General features: G+C 72.6%; 17 protein-coding genes. 6 read left to right on the top strand and 11 right to left on the bottom strand.

Features of this window, described 5'->3' with window-relative positions; genetic code table 11:
* Positions 1–80 precede the first annotated feature (80 nt).
* The 3 genes from GA0070213_RS25410 to GA0070213_RS25420 all read right to left on the bottom strand — a co-directional run bounded on the left by GA0070213_RS25410 (position 81) and on the right by GA0070213_RS25420 (position 3,516).
* Positions 81–1,769: a S8 family serine peptidase gene (locus tag GA0070213_RS25410; RefSeq protein WP_175441485.1), complete on the bottom strand. Its 1,689-nt coding sequence runs from the start codon at positions 1,767–1,769 to the stop codon at positions 81–83.
* 89 nt (positions 1,770–1,858) lie between these two features.
* Complete coding sequence (locus GA0070213_RS25415) at positions 1,859–2,557, bottom strand: HAD family hydrolase (RefSeq protein WP_091069970.1); 699 nt, start codon at positions 2,555–2,557, stop codon at positions 1,859–1,861.
* Positions 2,554–3,516 carry an EamA family transporter gene (locus GA0070213_RS25420; RefSeq protein WP_091069973.1) on the bottom strand — a complete coding sequence of 321 codons (963 nt, stop codon included), beginning with the start codon at positions 3,514–3,516 and terminating at the stop codon, positions 2,554–2,556. The genes GA0070213_RS25415 and GA0070213_RS25420 overlap by 4 nt, the downstream gene beginning before the upstream one ends.
* A 72-nt stretch (positions 3,517–3,588) precedes the next feature.
* Here GA0070213_RS25420 and GA0070213_RS25425 point away from each other — a divergent pair, with 72 nt between their 5' ends.
* On the top strand, positions 3,589–4,134 hold the full coding sequence (locus GA0070213_RS25425) for a CGNR zinc finger domain-containing protein (RefSeq protein WP_091069976.1): 546 nt from the start codon (positions 3,589–3,591) through the stop codon (positions 4,132–4,134).
* Here the strand turns inward: GA0070213_RS25425 and GA0070213_RS25430 are convergent.
* From GA0070213_RS25430 to GA0070213_RS25440, 3 genes are all read right to left on the bottom strand, one after another.
* The gene (locus tag GA0070213_RS25430; RefSeq protein ID WP_091069978.1) at positions 4,101–4,694 is read right to left on the bottom strand and encodes a GNAT family N-acetyltransferase; all 594 of its coding nucleotides are present in this window, start codon (positions 4,692–4,694) and stop codon (positions 4,101–4,103) included. The genes GA0070213_RS25425 and GA0070213_RS25430 overlap by 34 nt on opposite strands.
* Positions 4,695–4,735: 41 nt before the next feature.
* Positions 4,736–4,990 carry a hypothetical protein gene (locus tag GA0070213_RS25435; protein WP_091070083.1) on the bottom strand — a complete coding sequence of 85 codons (255 nt, stop codon included), beginning with the start codon at positions 4,988–4,990 and terminating at the stop codon, positions 4,736–4,738.
* A 61-nt stretch (positions 4,991–5,051) separates the two neighbouring features.
* A complete protein-coding gene (locus tag GA0070213_RS25440; RefSeq protein WP_091069981.1) occupies positions 5,052–5,282 on the bottom strand; it encodes a GntR family transcriptional regulator in 231 nt (76 codons plus the stop codon).
* Between the two features lie 275 nt (positions 5,283–5,557).
* Here GA0070213_RS25440 and GA0070213_RS25445 point away from each other — a divergent pair, with 275 nt between their 5' ends.
* Complete coding sequence (locus GA0070213_RS25445) at positions 5,558–5,821, top strand: hypothetical protein (RefSeq protein WP_091069984.1); 264 nt, start codon at positions 5,558–5,560, stop codon at positions 5,819–5,821.
* A gap of 1 nt (position 5,822) precedes the next feature.
* On the opposite strand, the gene GA0070213_RS25450 is transcribed toward GA0070213_RS25445, so the two are convergent.
* From GA0070213_RS25450 to GA0070213_RS25470, 5 genes are all read right to left on the bottom strand, one after another.
* The gene (locus GA0070213_RS25450) at positions 5,823–7,232 is read right to left on the bottom strand and encodes a class II fumarate hydratase (RefSeq protein WP_175441486.1); all 1,410 of its coding nucleotides are present in this window, start codon (positions 7,230–7,232) and stop codon (positions 5,823–5,825) included.
* A gap of 44 nt (positions 7,233–7,276) precedes the next feature.
* The gene (locus tag GA0070213_RS32595) at positions 7,277–10,258 is read right to left on the bottom strand and encodes an AfsR/SARP family transcriptional regulator (RefSeq protein ID WP_091069990.1); all 2,982 of its coding nucleotides are present in this window, start codon (positions 10,256–10,258) and stop codon (positions 7,277–7,279) included.
* A gap of 199 nt (positions 10,259–10,457) precedes the next feature.
* Positions 10,458–12,125, bottom strand: coding sequence for a fumarate hydratase (locus GA0070213_RS25460; protein WP_091069992.1), 1,668 nt, complete (start codon positions 12,123–12,125; stop codon positions 10,458–10,460).
* A 76-nt stretch (positions 12,126–12,201) separates the two neighbouring features.
* Positions 12,202–13,599, bottom strand: coding sequence for an outer membrane protein assembly factor BamB family protein (locus tag GA0070213_RS25465; protein ID WP_091069994.1), 1,398 nt, complete (start codon positions 13,597–13,599; stop codon positions 12,202–12,204).
* 156 nt (positions 13,600–13,755) lie between these two features.
* A complete protein-coding gene (locus tag GA0070213_RS25470) occupies positions 13,756–14,244 on the bottom strand; it encodes an Lrp/AsnC family transcriptional regulator (RefSeq protein ID WP_091069997.1) in 489 nt (162 codons plus the stop codon).
* 138 nt (positions 14,245–14,382) lie between these two features.
* Between GA0070213_RS25470 and hppD the strand changes: the two genes are divergently transcribed.
* Genes hppD through hisC form a run of 4 tightly spaced genes read left to right on the top strand, consistent with a single transcriptional unit; the run spans position 14,383 to position 18,407 of the window.
* Complete coding sequence (gene hppD / locus GA0070213_RS25475) at positions 14,383–15,588, top strand: 4-hydroxyphenylpyruvate dioxygenase (RefSeq protein ID WP_091070086.1); 1,206 nt, start codon at positions 14,383–14,385, stop codon at positions 15,586–15,588.
* A 10-nt stretch (positions 15,589–15,598) separates the two neighbouring features.
* Positions 15,599–16,282 carry an RDD family protein gene (locus GA0070213_RS25480; RefSeq protein WP_091070000.1) on the top strand — a complete coding sequence of 228 codons (684 nt, stop codon included), beginning with the start codon at positions 15,599–15,601 and terminating at the stop codon, positions 16,280–16,282.
* Positions 16,279–17,307 (top strand): RDD family protein, encoded by a 1,029-nt coding sequence (locus GA0070213_RS25485; RefSeq protein ID WP_091070002.1) that lies wholly within the window; start codon positions 16,279–16,281, stop codon positions 17,305–17,307. The genes GA0070213_RS25480 and GA0070213_RS25485 overlap by 4 nt, the downstream gene beginning before the upstream one ends.
* Entirely contained in the window at positions 17,304–18,407 is a 1,104-nt protein-coding gene (gene hisC / locus GA0070213_RS25490) for a histidinol-phosphate transaminase (protein ID WP_091070005.1), read from the top strand. Before GA0070213_RS25485 ends, hisC begins: the two co-directional genes overlap by 4 nt.
* The last annotated feature ends 17 nt before the right edge of the window (positions 18,408–18,424 follow it).

An 18,424-nucleotide genomic window follows, 5' to 3' on the forward strand; every position in this document is an offset into this window, starting at 1 on the left:
AGGAAGAACACCGTACGCATTCAGCACACGAAAAGGCCCGGGCGACGTGCGTCGCCCGGGCCTCTCGGTGGTGCGGGGTGTTACGGCCGCGCGTTGGGCTTCAGCGGGGTCTTCACCGCCGCGTAGGCGTCGACGATGCCGTAGCCGTAGAAGCCGTTGAAGTTCAGCGAGCCCGCGCAGTACGCGTTGAACTCGTCGCTCCGACCCTCGTTGGTGTAGGTCTGCAGCCGCGGCTCCGGGCAGGCGTGCTCGGCCGCCGTCCGGTAGAGGTGCTGCTCGACCTGGTCCGGTGCCATGCCGTAGCCGTCCCGGCCCTGCTTCTTGCCCCACTTGCTGACGATCAGCGCGGCCACGCCGGCGGCGTGCGGGGACGCCATCGAGGTGCCCTGGAGGTAGGTGTACCAGCCACACTCACCCTTGGCGGTGCACTGCTTGAACACCGAGTTCTCGAAGCCGGCCACGATGTTGCCGTTCTCGTCGACCGACCCCTCCTCCTGCAGCACCTTCTTCGGGTACGTGGAGAGGATCATGTTGGCGTCGGCGCGGTAGGTGTCGGTGCCGAAGCCGTCCCGGAACCAGCCACCCGGGGCCGCCACCGAGGTCTGCTCGGTGCCGTAGTTCGAGTAGTCGGCCTTCTTGCCGGACGGGCCGACCGCCGACACGCTGATCACGTGCGGGCCCTCGGTGGGCAGGTCCCAGCAGCTCGCGTTGTCGATCGGCCGCGGGTACGGGTCGGCGCCGTAGTCGGGGCTGCTCACGTCGGTGCGCGGGTCGCCCAGGTCCTCGTGGTTGTTGCCGAGCGCGCCGACCAGCGTGACGCCCTTGCGGTGGGCGAAGGTCAGCGCCCGCTTCATCGCCTCGATGATGGTCCGCTGCTCTGCCTGCGCCTCCGGCGAGTCGGCCGGGTTGGCGGCGCAGTTGTAGAGCCACGGGTCGACGTAAAAGGACATGTTGACCACGTCCAGCCCGGAGCGGCCGGCGTGCACCAGCGCGTTCACCACCGGGTTGAGGAAGAAGTAGCCGCTGTCCTGACCACCCTTCAGCTCGACCAGGGAGATCTTCGGGGCCACGCCGGAGAGGCCGAAGCCGTTGGCGGCGGCGCCGATCGTGCCGGCGACGTGCGTGCCGTGGCCGCCGTCGTCGGTGCCGACCGGGTCGAGGCAGCTCGCCACCTCGCACGGGCCGTCGACGTCGGGGAGGTCCGGCGCGAAGTTGCGCGACAGCGCCCAGTTGAAGTTCGGGGCGAGGTCGGGCTGGCTGGCGTCGACGCCGGTGTCCAGCACGCCGACGGTCACCCGGCGGTCGCCCGGCTCGATCTTGCGGGCCTGGTCGGCCCGGATCATGTCCAGACCCCAGAGCTTGTCGTCCAGCGGGTCCATCTTCTTGGCCTTGCCCTTGGCGGCCTTGCCCTTGGCCGCGGCGGCGGCCAGCAGGTGTTCCTGCTCGACCCGGTCCAGCTTCGGCTTGCGGCCGATCGCCTTCTCCTCGGCCGCGCCGACCAGCGCGCCGGCGGCGGTGGCGCGGCTGGCGAAGTCCGCCCGCTCGCTGGTCACCTGGAAGAGGCCGACGTCGTCGGTGCGGGAGACGACAGTGCCGCCGGCCGCCTTGATCGCGGCGATCGCGGCGTCCGTGGAGACGCCGTTCTCCGCCAGCACGGTGAAGGTCCGGGTGTCCGACGGCGCGGCGGTCGCCGGGACACCCAGGCCGGTCACCGTGAGTGCCAGCGAGGCCGCGACCGCGACCGCACCGGCGGTGAAGCGCTTGCTCACCACATCAGATCCTCTCGTTGAGGGACGTGGCAGTCATCCCACAACATGGACGCGGGTTTCGCCAGGGGCCCGTCCGGAATAGCCCTCAATCAGGCATTCGCGCTCGTCATATCGATGAGCACGCCGGGCAGGTCGGTCAACGTGGACACCTCGGCGTCGGGTCGGAGGCCGGGCGGGCGCGGCAGCCCGGCCCGGTTGAGCCAGACCGCCCGCAGGCCGGCCCGCTGGGCGCCGATCACGTCGTGTTCCGGCGAGTCGCCCACGTGCACGACCCGGGCGGCGGGCAGCCCGGCGGCGGCCACCACGGCGGCGAAGAAATCCGGTGCCGGCTTCTTGGGCAGGCCGCCCTCGTGGGCGTACAACGCGAAGGCGAACTGGCCGGCGAGGCCGCAGCGTTCGGCGCGGCTGTTGCCGTTGGTCGCGAAGCCCAACAGGTGGCGCGGGCGCAGGGCGGCCAGCGCCGGCAGAGCGTCCGGGAACGGCCGGCTGAGGGCGTACCGGCGGGCGAAGAAGAGCGTGGCGAACTCGTCGAGGTGGGCGCCGAGCCCGGCCCGATCCAGCGACCGGGCCAGCGCGGCCCGCCGGATCTCCTGCACCGGGGCCGCGCTGAGCGCCCCGAAGACCGCACCCCAGTCGTCCTCCAGGTCCGCGAGCGAGACCTCGGCCGCCGCCGGGGTCCGCCGCCGCATCTCCTCGAGTACGGCCGCCAGCGCGCCGGTGACCGCCGGGCGCAGGTCGACGAGGGTCTCGTCGGCGTCGAAGACGACGGCGGTGCGGTGGCCGCTCATCGGTCGCCGCTCAGCGCCGGCTCGACGGGGGTGGGCGTGACCGCCCCGGCGGCGGACCGCAGTTCGTCCACCCGGACCAGGGCGACGCCGCCGACGATCAGCGCCCCGCCGGCAAGCTGGACCACCGTCGGCAGCTCGTCCAGCACCAGCCAGGCGATCAGCACGGCGAACATCACCTCGGTCAGCCCCACGAACGAGGAGAGCCGGGCGCCGAGCAACCGCGTGCCCGCCACCCCGGTCAGGTAGGCCACGACGGCGGCGATCAGCGACAGCCCGGCGATCGGCACCAGCCAGCTCACCCGGTGACCGGCGAAGCCGACGTCGGCGGTGCCGGCGGCCAACGGGAGCGCCCCGAGCGCGCCGAGCAGCAGCAGCACCAGGGCGCCGACGGCCATGCCGCCGCTCGCCATCACGACTGACGGCAGATCGTCGTCGAGGCGGCCGGCGATGACGAAGTAGCCGGCCAGCCCCACCCCGGCACCGAGCCCCCAGAGCACGCCCACCGGGTCGAGGCGGCCGGCGCCGGTGAGGTCGAGGACGAACACCAGGCCCACCAGGGCGGTCAGCGAGCCGGCCACCGTCAGCCGCCGCGGGCGCTGGCCGTGGACCAGCCACATCCACCCGACGACCAGCACGATGCCGAGGTATTCCAGCAGCAGCGCGACGCCGACCGGCAGGTAGCGGACGGCGTTGAAGAAGCACGCCTGGGCCATGGCCACGCCGAGCAGCCCGAACAGCGTCACCGTGAGCGCGTTGCGGCGCAGCACCGGCCACCGGCCGCGCAGCGCCAGCAGGGCGGGCACGGCCAGCACCAGGGCGGCGATGCCGACCCGGGCGATCACCACCGCCACGGCCGACCACTCTCCCGTGATCAACGGTCGGGCGAACGTGCCCGAGGTGGCGAACGTGAGCGCGGAGAGCAGGGCCAGGCCGAGCCCGACACCGGACCGTTCACGCATCGGCAACTCCTGGTCATGGGTGAATAAGCGTTACGCTGATGACGCTAGGGGCACCGTCCGACAGGAGTCAAGTTGCTTTTCGCTCATGACACCGAGTGCGGGCTGGTCGCCGCCGCCGCGCTGGTGAACACCGCCGGCCCGGGCCGGGAGGGCCTACCCGACGTGGCCGCGCTCGACAGGTTCTTCACCGCGTACGGGTGGAGCGGCCGGCACGAGCACACCGACGCCGAGCTGCGCCAGGTCCGCGCGCTGCGACCACGGCTGCGCCGGATCTGGGACGCCGACGCCGACGAGGTGGTGGAGATCGTCAACGCGTTGCTCCGCGAGTCCCACGCGCTGCCGCAGCTCATCCGGCACGACGACGAGCCGTACCATCTGCACGCCGTGCCCCGGGACGCGCCGCTGGCCACCCGGATGGCGGTCGAGGCCGCGATGGCCATGGCCGACCTGGTCCGGTCCGGTGAGCTGACCCGGTTACGCCACTGCGACCATCCCGACTGCGACGACGTGCTGGTCGACCTGTCGAAGAACCGGTCCCGCCGGTTCTGCGACGGTGGCTGCGGCAACCGGGCCGCGGTCAGCGCCTACCGGGCACGCAGGGCCGCATCCCACTCCTGACGCACCCCCGGCCAGTCCGACCGGGCCAGCTCGTACTCCACCTCGCCGTGCTCCGTACCCGGGATCGGGTCGTCGAACGTCAGGTGGAACGTGCGCACGTAGCGCAACCCGGCCCGGGCCATCACCGCGCGGGACCTGTCGTTCACCGCCATCGTCTGCGCCCACACCCGCCGCACGCCGACCGTGTCGAACGCGTGCCGCACCAGCGCCCGCGCCCCCTCGGTGGCCAGCCCGTGCCCCCAGGCCGCGCGACGCAGCCGGTAGCCCAGTTCCGCCTCGGCGCCGTCCTCGGACGGGTCGAGCGCGTGCCAGCCGAGGAACTCGCCGGTGAACCGGTCGAGCGTCGCCCAGCGGCCGAGCCCGGGATGACTGTCGTACCGCGCCAACAGCCGGGGCAGCACCTCGCCTCGAACCGTCGCGGCCGGCGTCGGCTCGCCGCCGGTCAGGAACCGCATGACCTCCGGGTCGGCGTCCAGCTCGACCAGCCGGTCCGCGTCGTCCACGGTGAACCGGCGCAGCGTCAGCCGCGCGGTTTCCAGCAACACCCCGTCGTCAGCCACGCCCGGATCATCCCGCCGCCCGCCAGGCCCGGGCGAGGCATTTACCTGTCGCCGACCCCGATCCATCCACTCATGTGCAGGTCGATGACCTCTCGCACCTGCCGGCGGAGGCCCGGGTGCCCCATGTCGCCCATCCCCTCGGCCTCCAGGACAGCATCAGTGAAGGTGTCCACGCCGGCCGGAGGAGACTCGCGGAGCCGTCGGTTCTCCGCTGGCGGCAGGCAGATGCCCAGCTTGACGCAGAGTTCGTCGAGGAGCCGTCGAACATCGCGCTCCCGGTCGTCACGTCGGGCCATGAGGGACAGCGTGCCGACTCCTGCCCGGAGACGCCACCCGGCCGAGGCCGTGGTCACCGCGCTAGCTCGGAAGCTCCTCCGCGACCCACAGGCCACGACCCTGCAGGCCGACGACCAGGCCCCGGTCCTGAAGGATGATGATTGCCCGCTGCACGGTCGTGACGCTCACGCTGTAGAGGTCGGCAAGCTCCTTGTAGGTCGGCAGTCGCTCGCCCGGCGGGTATTCACCACTTCTGATCCGGGTGGTCAGGTCCTCGGCCACCTCTCGGTAGCCGCCGCTCGGTATGGGCATGGAGGTTCCTTCGTTCGGCACCCTCCATCGGATCATGAGCAATACCCGCCTTCAAGACCAACATTGTCTTAGGTACTAAAGGTCTCTAGGCTGCTAGCCGTGGCGAGGTTCCTTCGTTCGGCAAGCGACAAACCGAGCCACGCAGCCGTCCGGGAAAGCAGGCACGAGGCCCCCGAGCACGGTGTCGCGGTGGGACCGCCCGCTCCCCCGGCGGGGCGGTCCCACACTCGCCGGGGCGGCGACATCACCAACGACTCAGCTCGAAAGGGACTGGCATGCCCCCACCCGACCGGCCGCACCTGGCGTTACGCCCACACTGGCTCTGCCGGACCTGCGGCACCCCTTGGCCATGCCCGGAGGCGCGCCTCACCCTGGTCGGCGAGTACGCCACCGACCCCGTCGGGCTGAGCGTCTACCTCTGCGGCGTACTCCACGAGGCGACCGCCGACCTGCACCGGCTCCACCCCGACCACCGGCTCGACCCGGCGGCGTTGTTCGACCGGTTCCTCGGGTGGGCCCGGCGGCGGGCGACACCCTGACTCAGGGGTGCGTCATCCGGAGCAGGTCCAGCGCCTCGTCCAACTGGGTCTCGGTGAGCTTGCCCGAGTCGACGTGGCCGCGGGAGATCACCACCTCGCGGATAGAGACCTGCTTGGCCAGCGCCTCCTTGGCGATCGAGGCGGCCTCGTCGTAGCCGAGGTGGCGGTTGAGCGGGGTGACGATCGACGGCGACCCTTCCGCGTACGCCAGGCAGACCTCGGCGTCCGCGACCAGGCCGGCCACCAGGCGCTCGGCGAAGAGCCGGCTGGACGCGGCGATCAGCTTGATCGACTCCAGCAGGTTGCGACCCATGACCGGGAGCATCACGTTCAGCTCGAAGTCGCCCTGCGAGCCGGCGAAGGCCACCGCCGCGTCGTTGCCGATCACCTGGGCGCAGACCTGGCGCATCGCCTCGGCCACCACCGGGTTGACCTTGCCGGGCATGATCGACGAACCGGGCTGGAGATCGGGGATGCGCAGCTCGCGCAGGCCCGCGCGGGGCCCGGAACCCATCCAGCGCACGTCGTTGGCGATCTTGTAGAGGCCGACCGCGACGGTGCGGAGCTGACCCGACGTCTCCACCAGCGCGTCCCGCGCGCCCTGCGCCTCGAAGTGGTTGCGCGCCTCGGACAGCGGCAGGCCGGTCGAGTCCCGCAGCCGCCCGATCACCTTGCCCGCGAAGCCCAGCGGCGTGTTGATGCCGGTGCCCACCGCGGTGCCGCCCAGCGGCAGCTCGGCCAGCCGGGGCAACGCCATCTCCAGCCGCTCCACGCCGTAGCGGACCTGCGCGGCGTAGCCGCCGAACTCCTGCCCCAGCGTCACCGGGGTGGCGTCCATCAGGTGCGTCCGGCCGGCCTTGACGACGGTCTCGAGCTCGGCCGCCTTCGCCTCCAGGGCCATGGCGAGCTGCGTCAACGAGGGCAGCAGATCCTCCACCACGAACTGGGTCGCGGCCAGGTGGATCGAGGTGGGGAACACGTCGTTGCTGGATTGCGACGCGTTGACGTGGTCGTTCGGGTGGACGTCCCGGCCCAGCTCACGGCTCGCCAGGGAGGCGATCACCTCGTTGGTGTTCATGTTGGACGACGTGCCGGACCCGGTCTGGAACACGTCCACCGGGAACTGGTCGTCGTAGCCGCCGGCGACGACGTGCGCGGCCGCGGCGGCGATCGCCTCGGCCACGTCCGCGTCGATCACCCCCAGCTCGCCGTTGACCTGGGCGGCAGCACCCTTGATCTGCGCCAGCGCCTTGATCTGGGCCGGTTCGAGCCCGCGCCCGGAGATCGGGAAGTTCTGCACCGCGCGCTGCGTCTGCGCCCGCCACAGCGCCTCGGCGGGCACCTCCACCTCACCCATCGAGTCGCGTTCGATCCGGTAGCCGGTCGCCTCTGGAGTCGTCACGCATCCCATCCTGCCGCGCCGCCCGCCGACGTGCAGGGGAACGCCCGCCGGCCTCAGCCCAGCCCGGCCAGGAACTCCTCGGTGAGCCTCCGGTCCGGCGACTCGATCTGGACGAACAGCGCCAGCGCCCGGCTGGCGTACCGGTGCGCCTGCTCCGGGTCCGTCCACCGCAGGCACCGGGCCATGCCGTCCAGCGCCCGGGCCTGCTCGTAGCGGGCGCCGAGCCGGGTGGCGTCGGTGAGCACCCGGCGGTGCAGGTCCAGCGCGCTCGCCTCGTCGCCCTGGTCGAGGATCGCCCGGGCGAGCAGGTTGCGGGAGGCGCACTGCCCGACCAGGTCACCGGCGTCGTTGATGGCGACCAGCGCCTGCCGGTGCAGGGCCGCGGCCAGGTCGGGCCGGCCCGCCTCGCGCTCGATCACGCCCAGCTCGTTGAGCAGCTCACCCTCGCCGAACCGGTTGCCGGTGCGGCGCTTCACGGTCAACCCGGCCCGCAGCAGCCGCCGCGCCGCCTCCCGTTCCCCGCGCTGGCGCCGGGCCATGCCGAGATGGCCGATGGCGTTGCCGATCTGGCGCAGGTCGCCGCTCTGCCGGGCGACGCCCAGGTGGTGGCGGCACATCCGCACGGCCTCGTCGGTGCGCCCGCTCCACAGCAGCGTGAGCGAGAGGTTGTTGAGCAGATTGGCCAGGGGCGCCGGGCCGTCCGACTCCCGGAAGAACGCCCGCGACGCCTCCATCGTCTCGATCGCCCGCCGGAACTGGAGACCCACCGCGTACGCCGTGCCGAGGTTGGCCACCGCGCCCCGCAGCTCCCCCGTCAGGCCGAGCCGCCGGTAGATCCCGACCGCCACCTCCATCTGCCGGATCGCCTCGGCGAACCGCGCCCGCCGGTAGTTGGCCGAGGCCAGATAGTTGTACATGGTCGCGACGGCCTTGTCGTCACCCAGCCGCTCGGCGGCCCGCAGGCCGACCCGGTGCGTCTCGATCAGGTCGTCCAGGTGACCGCCGTCGAAGTTGACCGCCCACCCGGCGCGGGCGAGCTGCCAGCTCTGCTGGAGGAAGCCCTCGGCCTCGGCCAACCGCACCAGCGCGGCCAGCGTCGCCCGGTTCTCCTCGATCCAGGTGCGACCCAACCCGACCGTGGCCGCCACCAGGTCGGGGCGCATCGGCTCCGCCATCGCGAACAGGTCGCGCGGCACGGCGAGTTCCAGCGACAACGCGATGGTCGCGGCGACCTGCAGGTGATGGTCGAGGAGCCGGGCGAGCGCCGCCCGCCGCTCCTCCGCCGTCTCGCGCTCCGCGCCGAGGGTACGCGCGTACTCCCGGATCAGGTCGTGCAGGCCGTAACGGCCCGGTTCCACCTCCTCGACCAGGTGCGCGTCGACAAGCTCGTCGAGCGCGTCCTGCGCGTCGGCGAGCGGGAGATCCGTGAGCACGGCCGCCACCCGGTTGTCGGCGCGGGCGCCCGGGTGCAGTCCGAGCAGCCCGAACACCCGCTGGGCGGCCGGCGACACCTGCTCGTACGACAGGGCGAAGGCCTGGGCCACCGACCGCTCCCCGGCGGCCAGTTCGGCCAGCGGGTCGGCGGCGGTGGTCAGCCGCTCGGCCAGGTCGGCCACCCGCCACCGCGGTCGGTGTGCGAGCCGCGCCCCGGCCAGCCGCAACGCGAGCGGGAGGAGCCCGCAGCGGCGGGCCACCTCCGCGGCGGCAGCCGGCTCGGCCGCGACCCGCTCCACGCCGGCCACCCGGGCCAGCAACTCGACCGCCTCGTCGAGGTCCAGCACCGGCAGCGACGACGGCCGCCCCTCGTCCAGACCGATCAGGCGGCGGCGGCTGGTGATCAGCACCAGGCAGTCCGGACCGTTCGGCAGCAGCGGCGCGACCTGCGCCGCATCCGCCGCGTTGTCCAGCACCACGACCGCCCGTCGTTCGGCCAGCTCGGAACGCCACATCGCCAGCCGGTCAGCGGGGTCGACAGGCACCCGTTCGGCCGGCACGCCGAGCTGCCGCAGCAGCGTCGCCGCCGCGGCGGCGGTGGTCAGCGGGCTGCGCTCGCTGTGCCCGTGCAGGTCGACGAAGAGCTGTGCGTCCGGGAACCGGTCCGCCAGGGCGGTCGCCACCTGGACGGCGAGCGTGGTCTTGCCGCTGCCCGCCATGCCGTCGACCAACTGGACCCGGACCCCGTCCTGCTCGATCTCCTTGACCAGCCGGGCCACGGTCTGCTGCCGCCCGGTGAAGTCGCTGATCGCCCGGGGCAGCGCCCGCACCGGGCCGGTGGCCCGGCTCTCCGTCCCGCCCAGCGCCAGGTCACCGGCGAGCACCCGCTGGTGCAGCTCCTGCAACGCCGTACCCGGTTCGATGCCCAACTCGTCGGCGTAGATGCGCCGGCCCTCGCGGTAGACGGCGAGCGCGTCGGCCTGGCGGCCGACCGCGGACAGGGCCAGCATCAGCTGCCCCCGCAGCCGTTCACGCAGCGGGTTGCGTTCAACCGCCTCGGTGAGCTCGTCGATCAACTCGGCCGCCCGGCGCAACCGCAGCTCGACGTCGACGCGCTCCTCCAGCACCGCCAACCGTTGCTCGTCGAGGATCTGCGCCCGCCGCCGCACGCTCCGGGCGGGGATGCCGGCCAGCGCGGGGCCGCGCCACAGCGCCAACGCGGACCGGTAGTGCCGGCACGCCTCACCCACCTGGCCGGCGACCACCTGAGCGCGGGCGGCCTCCACGGTCCGGGCGAACACCTCGGCGTCCAGGTCGTCCGGCTCGACCCGGATGCCGTAGCCGGCCGGATCGGTGACGATGGTCTCGGCGGGCAGCCCCAGCACCACGAACCGGTGCCGCAACCGCGAGACGCAGATGTGCAACTGGGCCCGGGCCGTGGCCGGCGGGCGTTCCTCCCAGACCGCGTCGATCAGCTCGTCGAACGGCACCACCCGGCCGGCGCGCAGCAGCAACAGGGCGAGCACGGTCCGGTCCCGACCTGCGGTGACGGTGGCTTCGCCGCCGCCCACCCGCAGTGGTCCCAGGATCCCGAACCGCATGCGCGCCCCCGTACGCCCTTTGTGCACTTCCTGGAGCGTAACGCGGTGGTCACCGAACGCCGCGTGGAGGTGATAGAGATCTGATAGACGTTCGAGAGCGGCGGCGTCCACACTCATCCCGGGTTGCTGTCGGTGACGGCATCCGACGGGGGCGGTGCGCTCGCCGGGCCGAAGGGTCGGGCGAGCGCACCGATGTCGCTCAGCGGCGGCCGACCGTCAGCACCGGCTTGGTGACCTCGGCGAAGAAGTCGTCGCCCTTGTCGTCGACCACGATGAAGGCCGGGAAGTCCTCCACCTGGATCTTCCAGACCGCCTCCATCCCCAGCTCGGGATATTCGAGCACCTCGACGTGCTTGATGCAGTCCTGGGCGAGCCGGGCCGCCGGGCCGCCGATCGAGCCGAGGTAGAACCCGCCGTGGGCGCCGCAGGAACGGGTGACCTGGGCGGACCGGTTGCCCTTGGCCAGCATCACCAGCGAGCCGCCGGCGGCCTGGAACTTCTCCACATAGGCGTCCATCCGGCCGGCCGTGGTGGGGCCGAACGAGCCGGACGCGTAACCCTCGGGGGTCTTCGCCGGGCCGGCGTAGTAGACGGCGTGGTCGCGCAGGTATTGCGGCATCGGCTCACCGGCGTCCAGCCGCTCGGCGATCTTCGCGTGCGCGATGTCGCGCGCGACGACGAGCGGACCGGTCAGCGACAGGCGCGTCTTCACCGGGTATTTCGACAGCTCCGCGCGGATCTCGGCCATCGGCCGGTTGAGGTCGACGCGGACCACCTCCTCGGCGTCCAGCGTCTCGTCGGTGACGTCGGGCAGGAACCGCGCCGGGTCGGTCTCGAGTCGCTCCAGCCAGACCCCCGACGGCGTGATCTTGGCGACCGCCTGCCGGTCGGCCGAGCAGGACACCGCGATCGCGACCGGGCAGGAGGCGCCGTGCCGGGGCAGCCGGACCACCCGCACGTCGTGGCAGAAGTAGCGCCCGCCGAACTGCGCGCCGATGCCGAAGTTGCGGGTCAGCTCCAGCACCTCGGCCTCCAACTCCAGGTCACGGAATCCGTGCGCGCTCATCGAGCCCTGCGTCGGCAACGCGTCCAGATACTTCGCGGAGGCGTACTTGGCGGTCTTCAACGCGTATTCCGCGGAGGTGCCGCCGATGACGATCGCCAGGTGGTAGGGCGGGCAGGCCGCGGTGCCGATCAGCCGCAGCTTCTCCTCCAGGAACTGCATCATCCGCGTCGGATTCAACAGCGCCTTGGTCTCCTGGTAGAGGTAGGACTTGTTGGCCGACCCCCCGCCCTTCGCCATGAACAGGAACTTGTAGGCGTCGGGGTGGCCGTCCGGATCCTCGGCGTAGAGCTCCACCTGGGCCGGCAGGTTGCTGCCGGTGTTCCGCTCGTCCCACATGGTCAGCGGCGCGAGCTGCGAGTAACGCAGATTGAGCTTCGTGTACGCCTGGTAGACACCGCGCGAGATCGCCTCCGCGTCGGCGCCGTCGGTGAGCACGTGCCGGCCGCGCTTGCCCATCACGATCGCAGTGCCGGTGTCCTGGCACATCGGCAGCACCCCACCGGCCGCGATGTTGGCGTTGCGCAGCAGGTCGAGCGCGACGAACCGGTCGTTCGGCGAGGCCGCCGGATCGTCGATGATCGACCGGAGCTGGGCCAGGTGGGCCGGGCGGAGGAAGTGGGCGATGTCGTGCATGGCCTCGGCGGTCAACGCGGTCAGCGCGGCCGGTTCCACGGTGAGGAACCGGCGGCCACCCGGGCCGTTGACGACGTCCACGCCCTCGTCGGTGACCAGGCGATATTCCGTCTGGTCGGGACCGGTCGGCAGCAGGGGTGCGTACGAGAAGGCGGCGGCACTGCTCATGACCGAAAAGCCTAGGGCAGAGCGGTCGATCGGTGACACCCGCAGGTGGGTCGTGGGACGCCGATCTCACCGGGCGTCACTTCCCGTCGGCGCAGAGTTCCCTCTTCGGCCCGCAGCTGCCCTGGTCGTTCGGGGGACGCCAGGTGTCGGCCGGGTCCGGCGCCGGCACGGCGCCCTGATCCGGTGCCGGCACGCCGGCGGTGCCGGCGCCCCAGCGGACGTACCCGATCTCGCGGCCCTCTCCGACGATCATGCCGTTCGGGCCGACCGCCAGCGCGTTCGCCGAGGTACGCAGTTCGACCAGGACCCGGCCTCCGCGCGGCTCGACCGCGCTCAACCGGGACGGCTTGTCCTCGGCGATCACCGCCGCGTAGGGGGTGAGCGCCGCGCCGCTCTTCTGCCCGGCCGGGCGGGTCCACCGGGTCCGGTCGGCGGACAGCTCGCGGCCGAGCAGGGAATCCTTGTCGGCGCTGCGCACCACCGCGTAGCGGTCGTCGACGGCGAGCAGCTTCTCCCCCTCCGCGCCGACCTGGAGCAGCCGCCCGTCGTAGCCGTCGAGCACCGCCTCGCGGCCGTCCGGGGCGACGCCGATCAGCACGTTCCGGGCGCCCTGCGGATCCTCCCGCTGGACGCACCCGGCCGAGTCCGCGGTGCGCAGGTTGATGCCGGTCCGCCGCCACACCTGCTGCCCGGTGGCCGGGTCGACGGCGGTGATGACGAAGTAGCAGCTCCCGTCGCGGGAGGTGGCCGCGATCCGGAGCAGTCGGCCGCCGACCACGGCGAGCCGCTCGTCCCGGCCGGGTTGGACGTTCTGCAGCACCCGGCCGGTCGCGGTGTCCACCACGTGCACCCGGCCGTCGACCGGGAAGCCGAGCAGCGGCGGGACCGACTCCGGCCCGGCCACCCCGCCGTCGATCCGGGTCGCGCCCAGCCGCCGGGTGCCGAGCAGCTCCGGGTTGTCGGCGAGGACGCCGCTGTGCACGCCGGGCAGGAACGCGCTCCACAGCGGAGCGGTGCCGCGCGGCTCCCAGGCCCGCAGGGTGCAGTCGGTGGGTTGCACGCAGTAGGCGTCGAGCAGCAGGTTGCGGTAGGTCCAGACCGCGATCGCGCGATCGTCGCGGCGACGGGTCACGCCGGAGGACGGGTCGAGGACCTCGTACCCCTTGTCCAGCAGCTTGCCCACGGCGACGACCGACTCCCGGCCGCTGCCGGCCACCGCCGACCAGTCGGCCTTGCGCTCCCAGAGCTGGCTGCCGTCGGCGAGCTTGCGCGCCTCGATCCGGGTGCGCTGCTCCACGACCACGGTGTCGCCGGCGATGGTGACGCTGCGCGGGGTGCCGCCGACGCGCTGCTGCCAGACCACGTCCGGCTCGGAGATCGGCTCGCTCCGGTCGACCCAGTCCCACAGGCGGGGGAACGGGTTCCACACGCCGGTGGCGGCGAGCACGACCACGGTGATGAGCCCGAGCAGCAACCAGCCGCGTACGCCTAGGCCCTTCACACGGACACCGTAGCGACGATCACCGTTCTCCCGGGCCCCGCAGGGGGCGTGTCGCGCCGCTTCTTGCTCGGCCCCGGATGTTAAGAGGGGCCCCTTCCTCTACCGAATGCGTTAAGCGGGGGCCCCTCCTTACCCCCGGGCCGCGGAGCGGACCAGCGGGAGCGTGCGGTAGGGGATCTGCTCGGCCAGCGCGATGATCGTCGAGGCGCGCCGGATGCCCTCCGAGGCGACGATCTGGTCGATGACCCGTTGCAGGTCGGTGTTCGAGCGGGCCACGATGCGGCAGAGCAGGTCGCTGGAGCCGGTGATGGTGTGCGCCTCCAGCACCTCCGGGATGGCCGCCAGATGCGCGGTGACCTGGTCGTGGCCGTGTCGCTGGCTGATCTCCAGGGTGACGAAGCTGGTCACCCCGAAGCCGATCGCGGCCGGCGAGATCTCCGGCCCGAACCCGCCCACCACGCCCCGCCCGACGAGCTTGTCCAGCCGGGCCTGGACGGTGCCCCGGGCCACCCCGAGCCGCCGCGAGCACTCCAGCACCCCGATCCGGGGCTCCTCCGCGAGCAGTTCGATCAAGCGGGCGTCCAACTCATCGAGCTGTGCATCCTGACCAGTGTTCATGGTGATCCACCGTACCGAATGCGCAACCTGACCAGGAATTTCACCAACTATTGCCCAACCCGAGGCGGCCCGGCGATGCTCGCCGGAAGCACATCCACGGCGGCCCACGAGGCCGGCCGGTACGCGAGGGAGGCCACCATGACCCAGGCGATCGACCGACCCCAGTCGACCGACGAGGCCGACGCCGACGTTCTCGTCGGCGCCGTCGACCACGACATCAGCCGGGACCCGTTCCCGGTGAAGGGCCTCGACCACCTGCACTTCCTGGTCGGCAACGCCAAGCAGGCGGCGCACTACTACTCCACCGCCTACGGCATGACCTGCGTGGCCTACCGGGGCCCCGAGCAGGGTTACCGGGACCACGCGCAGTACGTGCTGACCAGCGGTTCGGCCCGGTTCGTGCTGACCGGCGTGGTCCGCCCGGACGCCGACGGCGCGGAGCACGTGGCCAAGCACAGCGACGGCATCTCCGACATCGCGCTGGAGGTGCCGGACGTGGACGCCGCGTACGCGCACGCCACCGCCCAGGGCGCCACCGGCCTGCTGGAGCCGCACGACGTCACCGACGAGCACGGCACCGTCCGGATGGCGTCCATCGGCGCGTACGGGGACACCCGGCACACGCTCGTCGACCGCTCCCGCTACACCGGCGTGTTCCTGCCCGGCTTCGTCGCCCGCGGACCGATCGTGGACCGGCAGCCGATGATCGACGCCGGCCTCCAGCCGAAGCGCTTCTTCCAGGCCGTCGACCACGTGGTCGGCAACGTGGAGCTGGGCCGGATGGACGAGTGGGTCGAGTTCTACAAGCGGGTCATGGGCTTCACCAACATGGCCGAGTTCGTCGGCGACGACATCGCCACCGACTACTCCGCGCTGATGAGCAAGGTGGTCGCCAGCGGCACCCGCAAGGTGAAGTTCCCGCTCAACGAGCCGGCGGTGGCCCGCAAGAAGTCGCAGATCGACGAGTACCTGGAGTTCTACCGGGGCCCCGGCGCCCAGCACGTCGCGGTGGCCACCAACGACATCCTGGCCAGCGTCGACGCCATGCGGGCGGCCGGCGTCGAGTTCCTGGACACCCCGGACTCCTACTACCAGGACCCGGAGCTGCGCGCCCGGATCGGCAACGTGCGGGTGCCGATCGAGGAGCTTCAGTCCCGCAAGATCCTGGTGGATCGGGACGAGGACGGCTACCTGCTCCAGATCTTCACCAAGCCGGTCCAGGACCGCCCGACCGTCTTCTTCGAGCTGATCGAGCGGCACGGCTCCCTCGGCTTCGGCAAGGGCAACTTCAAGGCCCTGTTCGAGGCGATCGAGCGGGAGCAGGAGAAGCGCGGCAATCTGTGACACTGTCCGCGTGACCCAGCCTCCCCCGAACACGACGCCGCCGCCCGCCGGGCCCCCGCCCGTGGGCGGCGGCTTCGCGCCGCCGACGCAGCACACCCCGCCGGCGTACGCGGGCCTGCCCGGCTACCCGCCACCCCCACCCGGGTACGTGCCGCACCCGCCGCTCGCCCCGCCCGCGGTGGCGCCGGACGGCCGGCCGCTGGCCAGCTTCGGCGACCGGCTGCTGGCCTGGCTGATCGACACCGCGGTGGCCTCGGCGGTGGCGATGGCGCTGTTCCTGCCGGTCTTCCTGTGGATCGTCTTTCGGGTGGTCGACGACCTGGGGGCGGCCGGCCCGGAGGGGCCCGATCCGGCCACGGTCTGGACGGAGATCTTCTTCCCCCTGCTCGCCGCCGAGCTGGGGCTCTTCCTGGTGGTGTTGGTCTTCTACTGGCTCTACCACGTCGAGTACGCCCGCCGGAGCGGGCAGACGCTGGGCAAGAAGGTGATGAAGCTGCGGATCGTGCCGGCGCAGCCCGGCGCCACCCTCACCCGGGGCATGCTCGGCAAGCGCTACCTGGTCGAGTTCGTCGCCGCGTCGCTGGTGCCGTTCCTCAGCTACCTCGACGGTTTCTGGCAACTCTGGGACAAGCCCTGGCAGCAGTGCCTCCACGACAAGTTCGCGAACACGGTCGTCGTTAAGGTTGGACCGTGAGTTTGGAACCCGGCTGGTACGTCGACCCCGCCGAACCGGAGACCCGCCGCTGGTGGGACGGGGAGGGGTGGATCGGCGCGCCGATCCCGGTCGACGTCACCCCGCCCGACGGTCCCCCGCCCGCCGAACCCGAGCCGGCCGCGACGCCGGCCCCCGGCGCGACCGTCGACCGGTCGGCTCCCGGCGCGCCCGGCGCGGTCCCGACGTCCGGCGCGCCCGGGCAGCCGGGCCAGCCCGGACCGCCGGGGCAGCCGGGCCAGCCGGGATCGTGGCCGGGCCAGTCGGGCCAGCCCGGACCGTGGCCGGGCCAGCCGGGCCAGCCGGGCCAGCCCGGATCGTGGCCGGGGCAGCTCGGTCAGCCGGGGCAGCAGGGGCCGCCGCCGGGCTGGCCCTACCCGCAGTGGCCGGGCCGACCGCCGATCCCGCGCCCGCACGGGCTCCCGCTCGCCTCGTACGGGGCCCGGCTGGTCGCCCGCCTGATCGACCTGGGCGTGGTGTTCCTGCTCAACGCGCTGGTCAACGGCTGGTTCGTCTGGAAGTACGTCGAGGCGATCTCGCCCTACCTGCGGGAGACGATGCGCCGGGCGGTCAACGGCGACACCTCCACCGAGGGGCTGCCCCAGATCGACGACCAAGCCGGTGGGTTGCAGGTCGTCATCCTGCTGATCGCCACCGCGCTCTGGTTCGCCTACGAGGTGCCGTCGATGGCGGCGCGTGGGCAGACCTTCGGCAAGCGGGTGGCCGGCGTACGCGCGCTGCCGGTCGAGGCGGACCAGCCGCTCGGCTTCGGCCGGGCCTTCCGGCGCTGGAGCACCCTCGGAATGCCCACGCTGCTCTGGTACTGCTGCGGGCTGGGCCTGGTGCTCCAGTTCGTCGACGCCGTCTCGCCGCTGTTCGACCAACCGCTGCGCCAGGCGCTGCACGACAAGCGGGCGCAGACCGTGGTGGTCCAACTCCCCCGCAACCGCCCCGATCCCCGTACCGCCCCGCACGACCGCGCCGACCCCCCGGGAGACACCCCATGACCGACACCGGACGTCACCAGCCTCCGCTGCGGCTCACCCGCGCCGACCTGGACGCGCTGCCCAACTACGTGCCCGGCCGCAGCCCGGCCGACCTGGCCCGCGAGCTGGGCCTGCCCGAGGCGATCAAGCTGGCCAGCAACGAGGTGCCGTACGGCCCGCTGCCCGGCGTGGTGGAGGCGGTCGCCGAGGCGGTCGCCGGTTCGCACCGCTACCCGGACATGGGCGTGGTGGCGCTGCGTCAGGCCCTCGCCGAGCGCTACGGCGTGGACGCGGAACGGATCGCCACCGGCTGCGGCTCGGTGGCGCTGGCCGAGCATCTGGTGCGGGCCACCTGCCTGCCCGGCGACGAGCTGATCTACTCGTGGCGCTCCTTCGAGGCGTACCCGATCATCGCGGCGACCAGCGGCGCGACCAGCGTGCGGGTGCCGAACGACGCCGGCCACGGGCACGACCTCGCGGCCATGGCGGCGGCGGTGACCGACCGGACCCGGATGATCCTGGTCTGCAACCCGAACAATCCCACCGGCACGGCGATCCGCAGGGCCGATCTGGACCGGTTCCTCGACGCGGTGCCGGACGACGTGCTCGTGGTGATCGACGAGGCGTACCGGGAGTTCGTCACCGACGCCGAGGTGCCCGACGGCCTCGGCTACCTGGACCGGCCGAACGTGGCGGTGCTGCGCACGCTGTCCAAGGCGTGGGGCCTGGCCGGCCTGCGGATCGGCTGGCTGGTCGCCGCGCCGGCGGTGGCCGCCGCCGTGCGCAAGGTGGTCACCCCGTTCTCCACCAGCATGGCCGCCCAGGCCGGCGCGCTGGCCGCGCTGGCCCAGGCCGACGAGGTGGAGCGGCGCTGCGCGCTGGTGGTGGCCGAGCGGGACCGGGTCACCGAGGCGCTGCGCAAGTTCGTGCCGGACCTGCCGGAGAGCCAGGCCAACTTCGTCTGGCTGCCGCTGGGCGAGCGGGCGGTGGCGTTCGGCAAGGCGTGCGAGGCGCGTGGGGTGATCGTGCGGCCGTTCCCCGGGGACGGGGTGCGGGTCACCATCGGCACCCCGGCCGAGAACGACGCGTTCCTCGCCGCCGCCGAAGCCGCCCTGGCGTAAGGAAGGGCCCCTTCTTG

This window comes from Micromonospora humi (assembly GCF_900090105.1).
Classification (GTDB): domain Bacteria; phylum Actinomycetota; class Actinomycetes; order Mycobacteriales; family Micromonosporaceae; genus Micromonospora; species Micromonospora humi.

Excerpts from the sequence above, each read along its gene's own strand:
- GA0070213_RS25415 (WP_091069970.1), bottom strand. The coding sequence starts at position 2,557 with ATGAGCGGCCACCGCACCGCCGTCGTCTTCGACGCCGACGAGACCCTC.
- GA0070213_RS25420 (WP_091069973.1), bottom strand. The coding sequence starts at position 3,516 with ATGCGTGAACGGTCCGGTGTCGGGCTCGGCCTGGCCCTGCTCTCCGCG.
- GA0070213_RS25435 (WP_091070083.1), bottom strand. The coding sequence starts at position 4,990 with ATGGCCCGACGTGACGACCGGGAGCGCGATGTTCGACGGCTCCTCGAC.
- GA0070213_RS25440 (WP_091069981.1), bottom strand. The coding sequence starts at position 5,282 with ATGCCCATACCGAGCGGCGGCTACCGAGAGGTGGCCGAGGACCTGACC.
- GA0070213_RS25445 (WP_091069984.1), top strand. The coding sequence starts at position 5,558 with ATGCCCCCACCCGACCGGCCGCACCTGGCGTTACGCCCACACTGGCTC.
- GA0070213_RS25450 (WP_175441486.1), bottom strand. The coding sequence starts at position 7,232 with ATGGGATGCGTGACGACTCCAGAGGCGACCGGCTACCGGATCGAACGC.
- GA0070213_RS32595 (WP_091069990.1), bottom strand. The coding sequence starts at position 10,258 with ATGCGGTTCGGGATCCTGGGACCACTGCGGGTGGGCGGCGGCGAAGCC.
- GA0070213_RS25460 (WP_091069992.1), bottom strand. The coding sequence starts at position 12,125 with ATGAGCAGTGCCGCCGCCTTCTCGTACGCACCCCTGCTGCCGACCGGT.
- GA0070213_RS25470 (WP_091069997.1), bottom strand. The coding sequence starts at position 14,244 with ATGAACACTGGTCAGGATGCACAGCTCGATGAGTTGGACGCCCGCTTG.
- hppD (WP_091070086.1), top strand. The coding sequence starts at position 14,383 with ATGACCCAGGCGATCGACCGACCCCAGTCGACCGACGAGGCCGACGCC.
- hisC (WP_091070005.1), top strand. The coding sequence starts at position 17,304 with ATGACCGACACCGGACGTCACCAGCCTCCGCTGCGGCTCACCCGCGCC.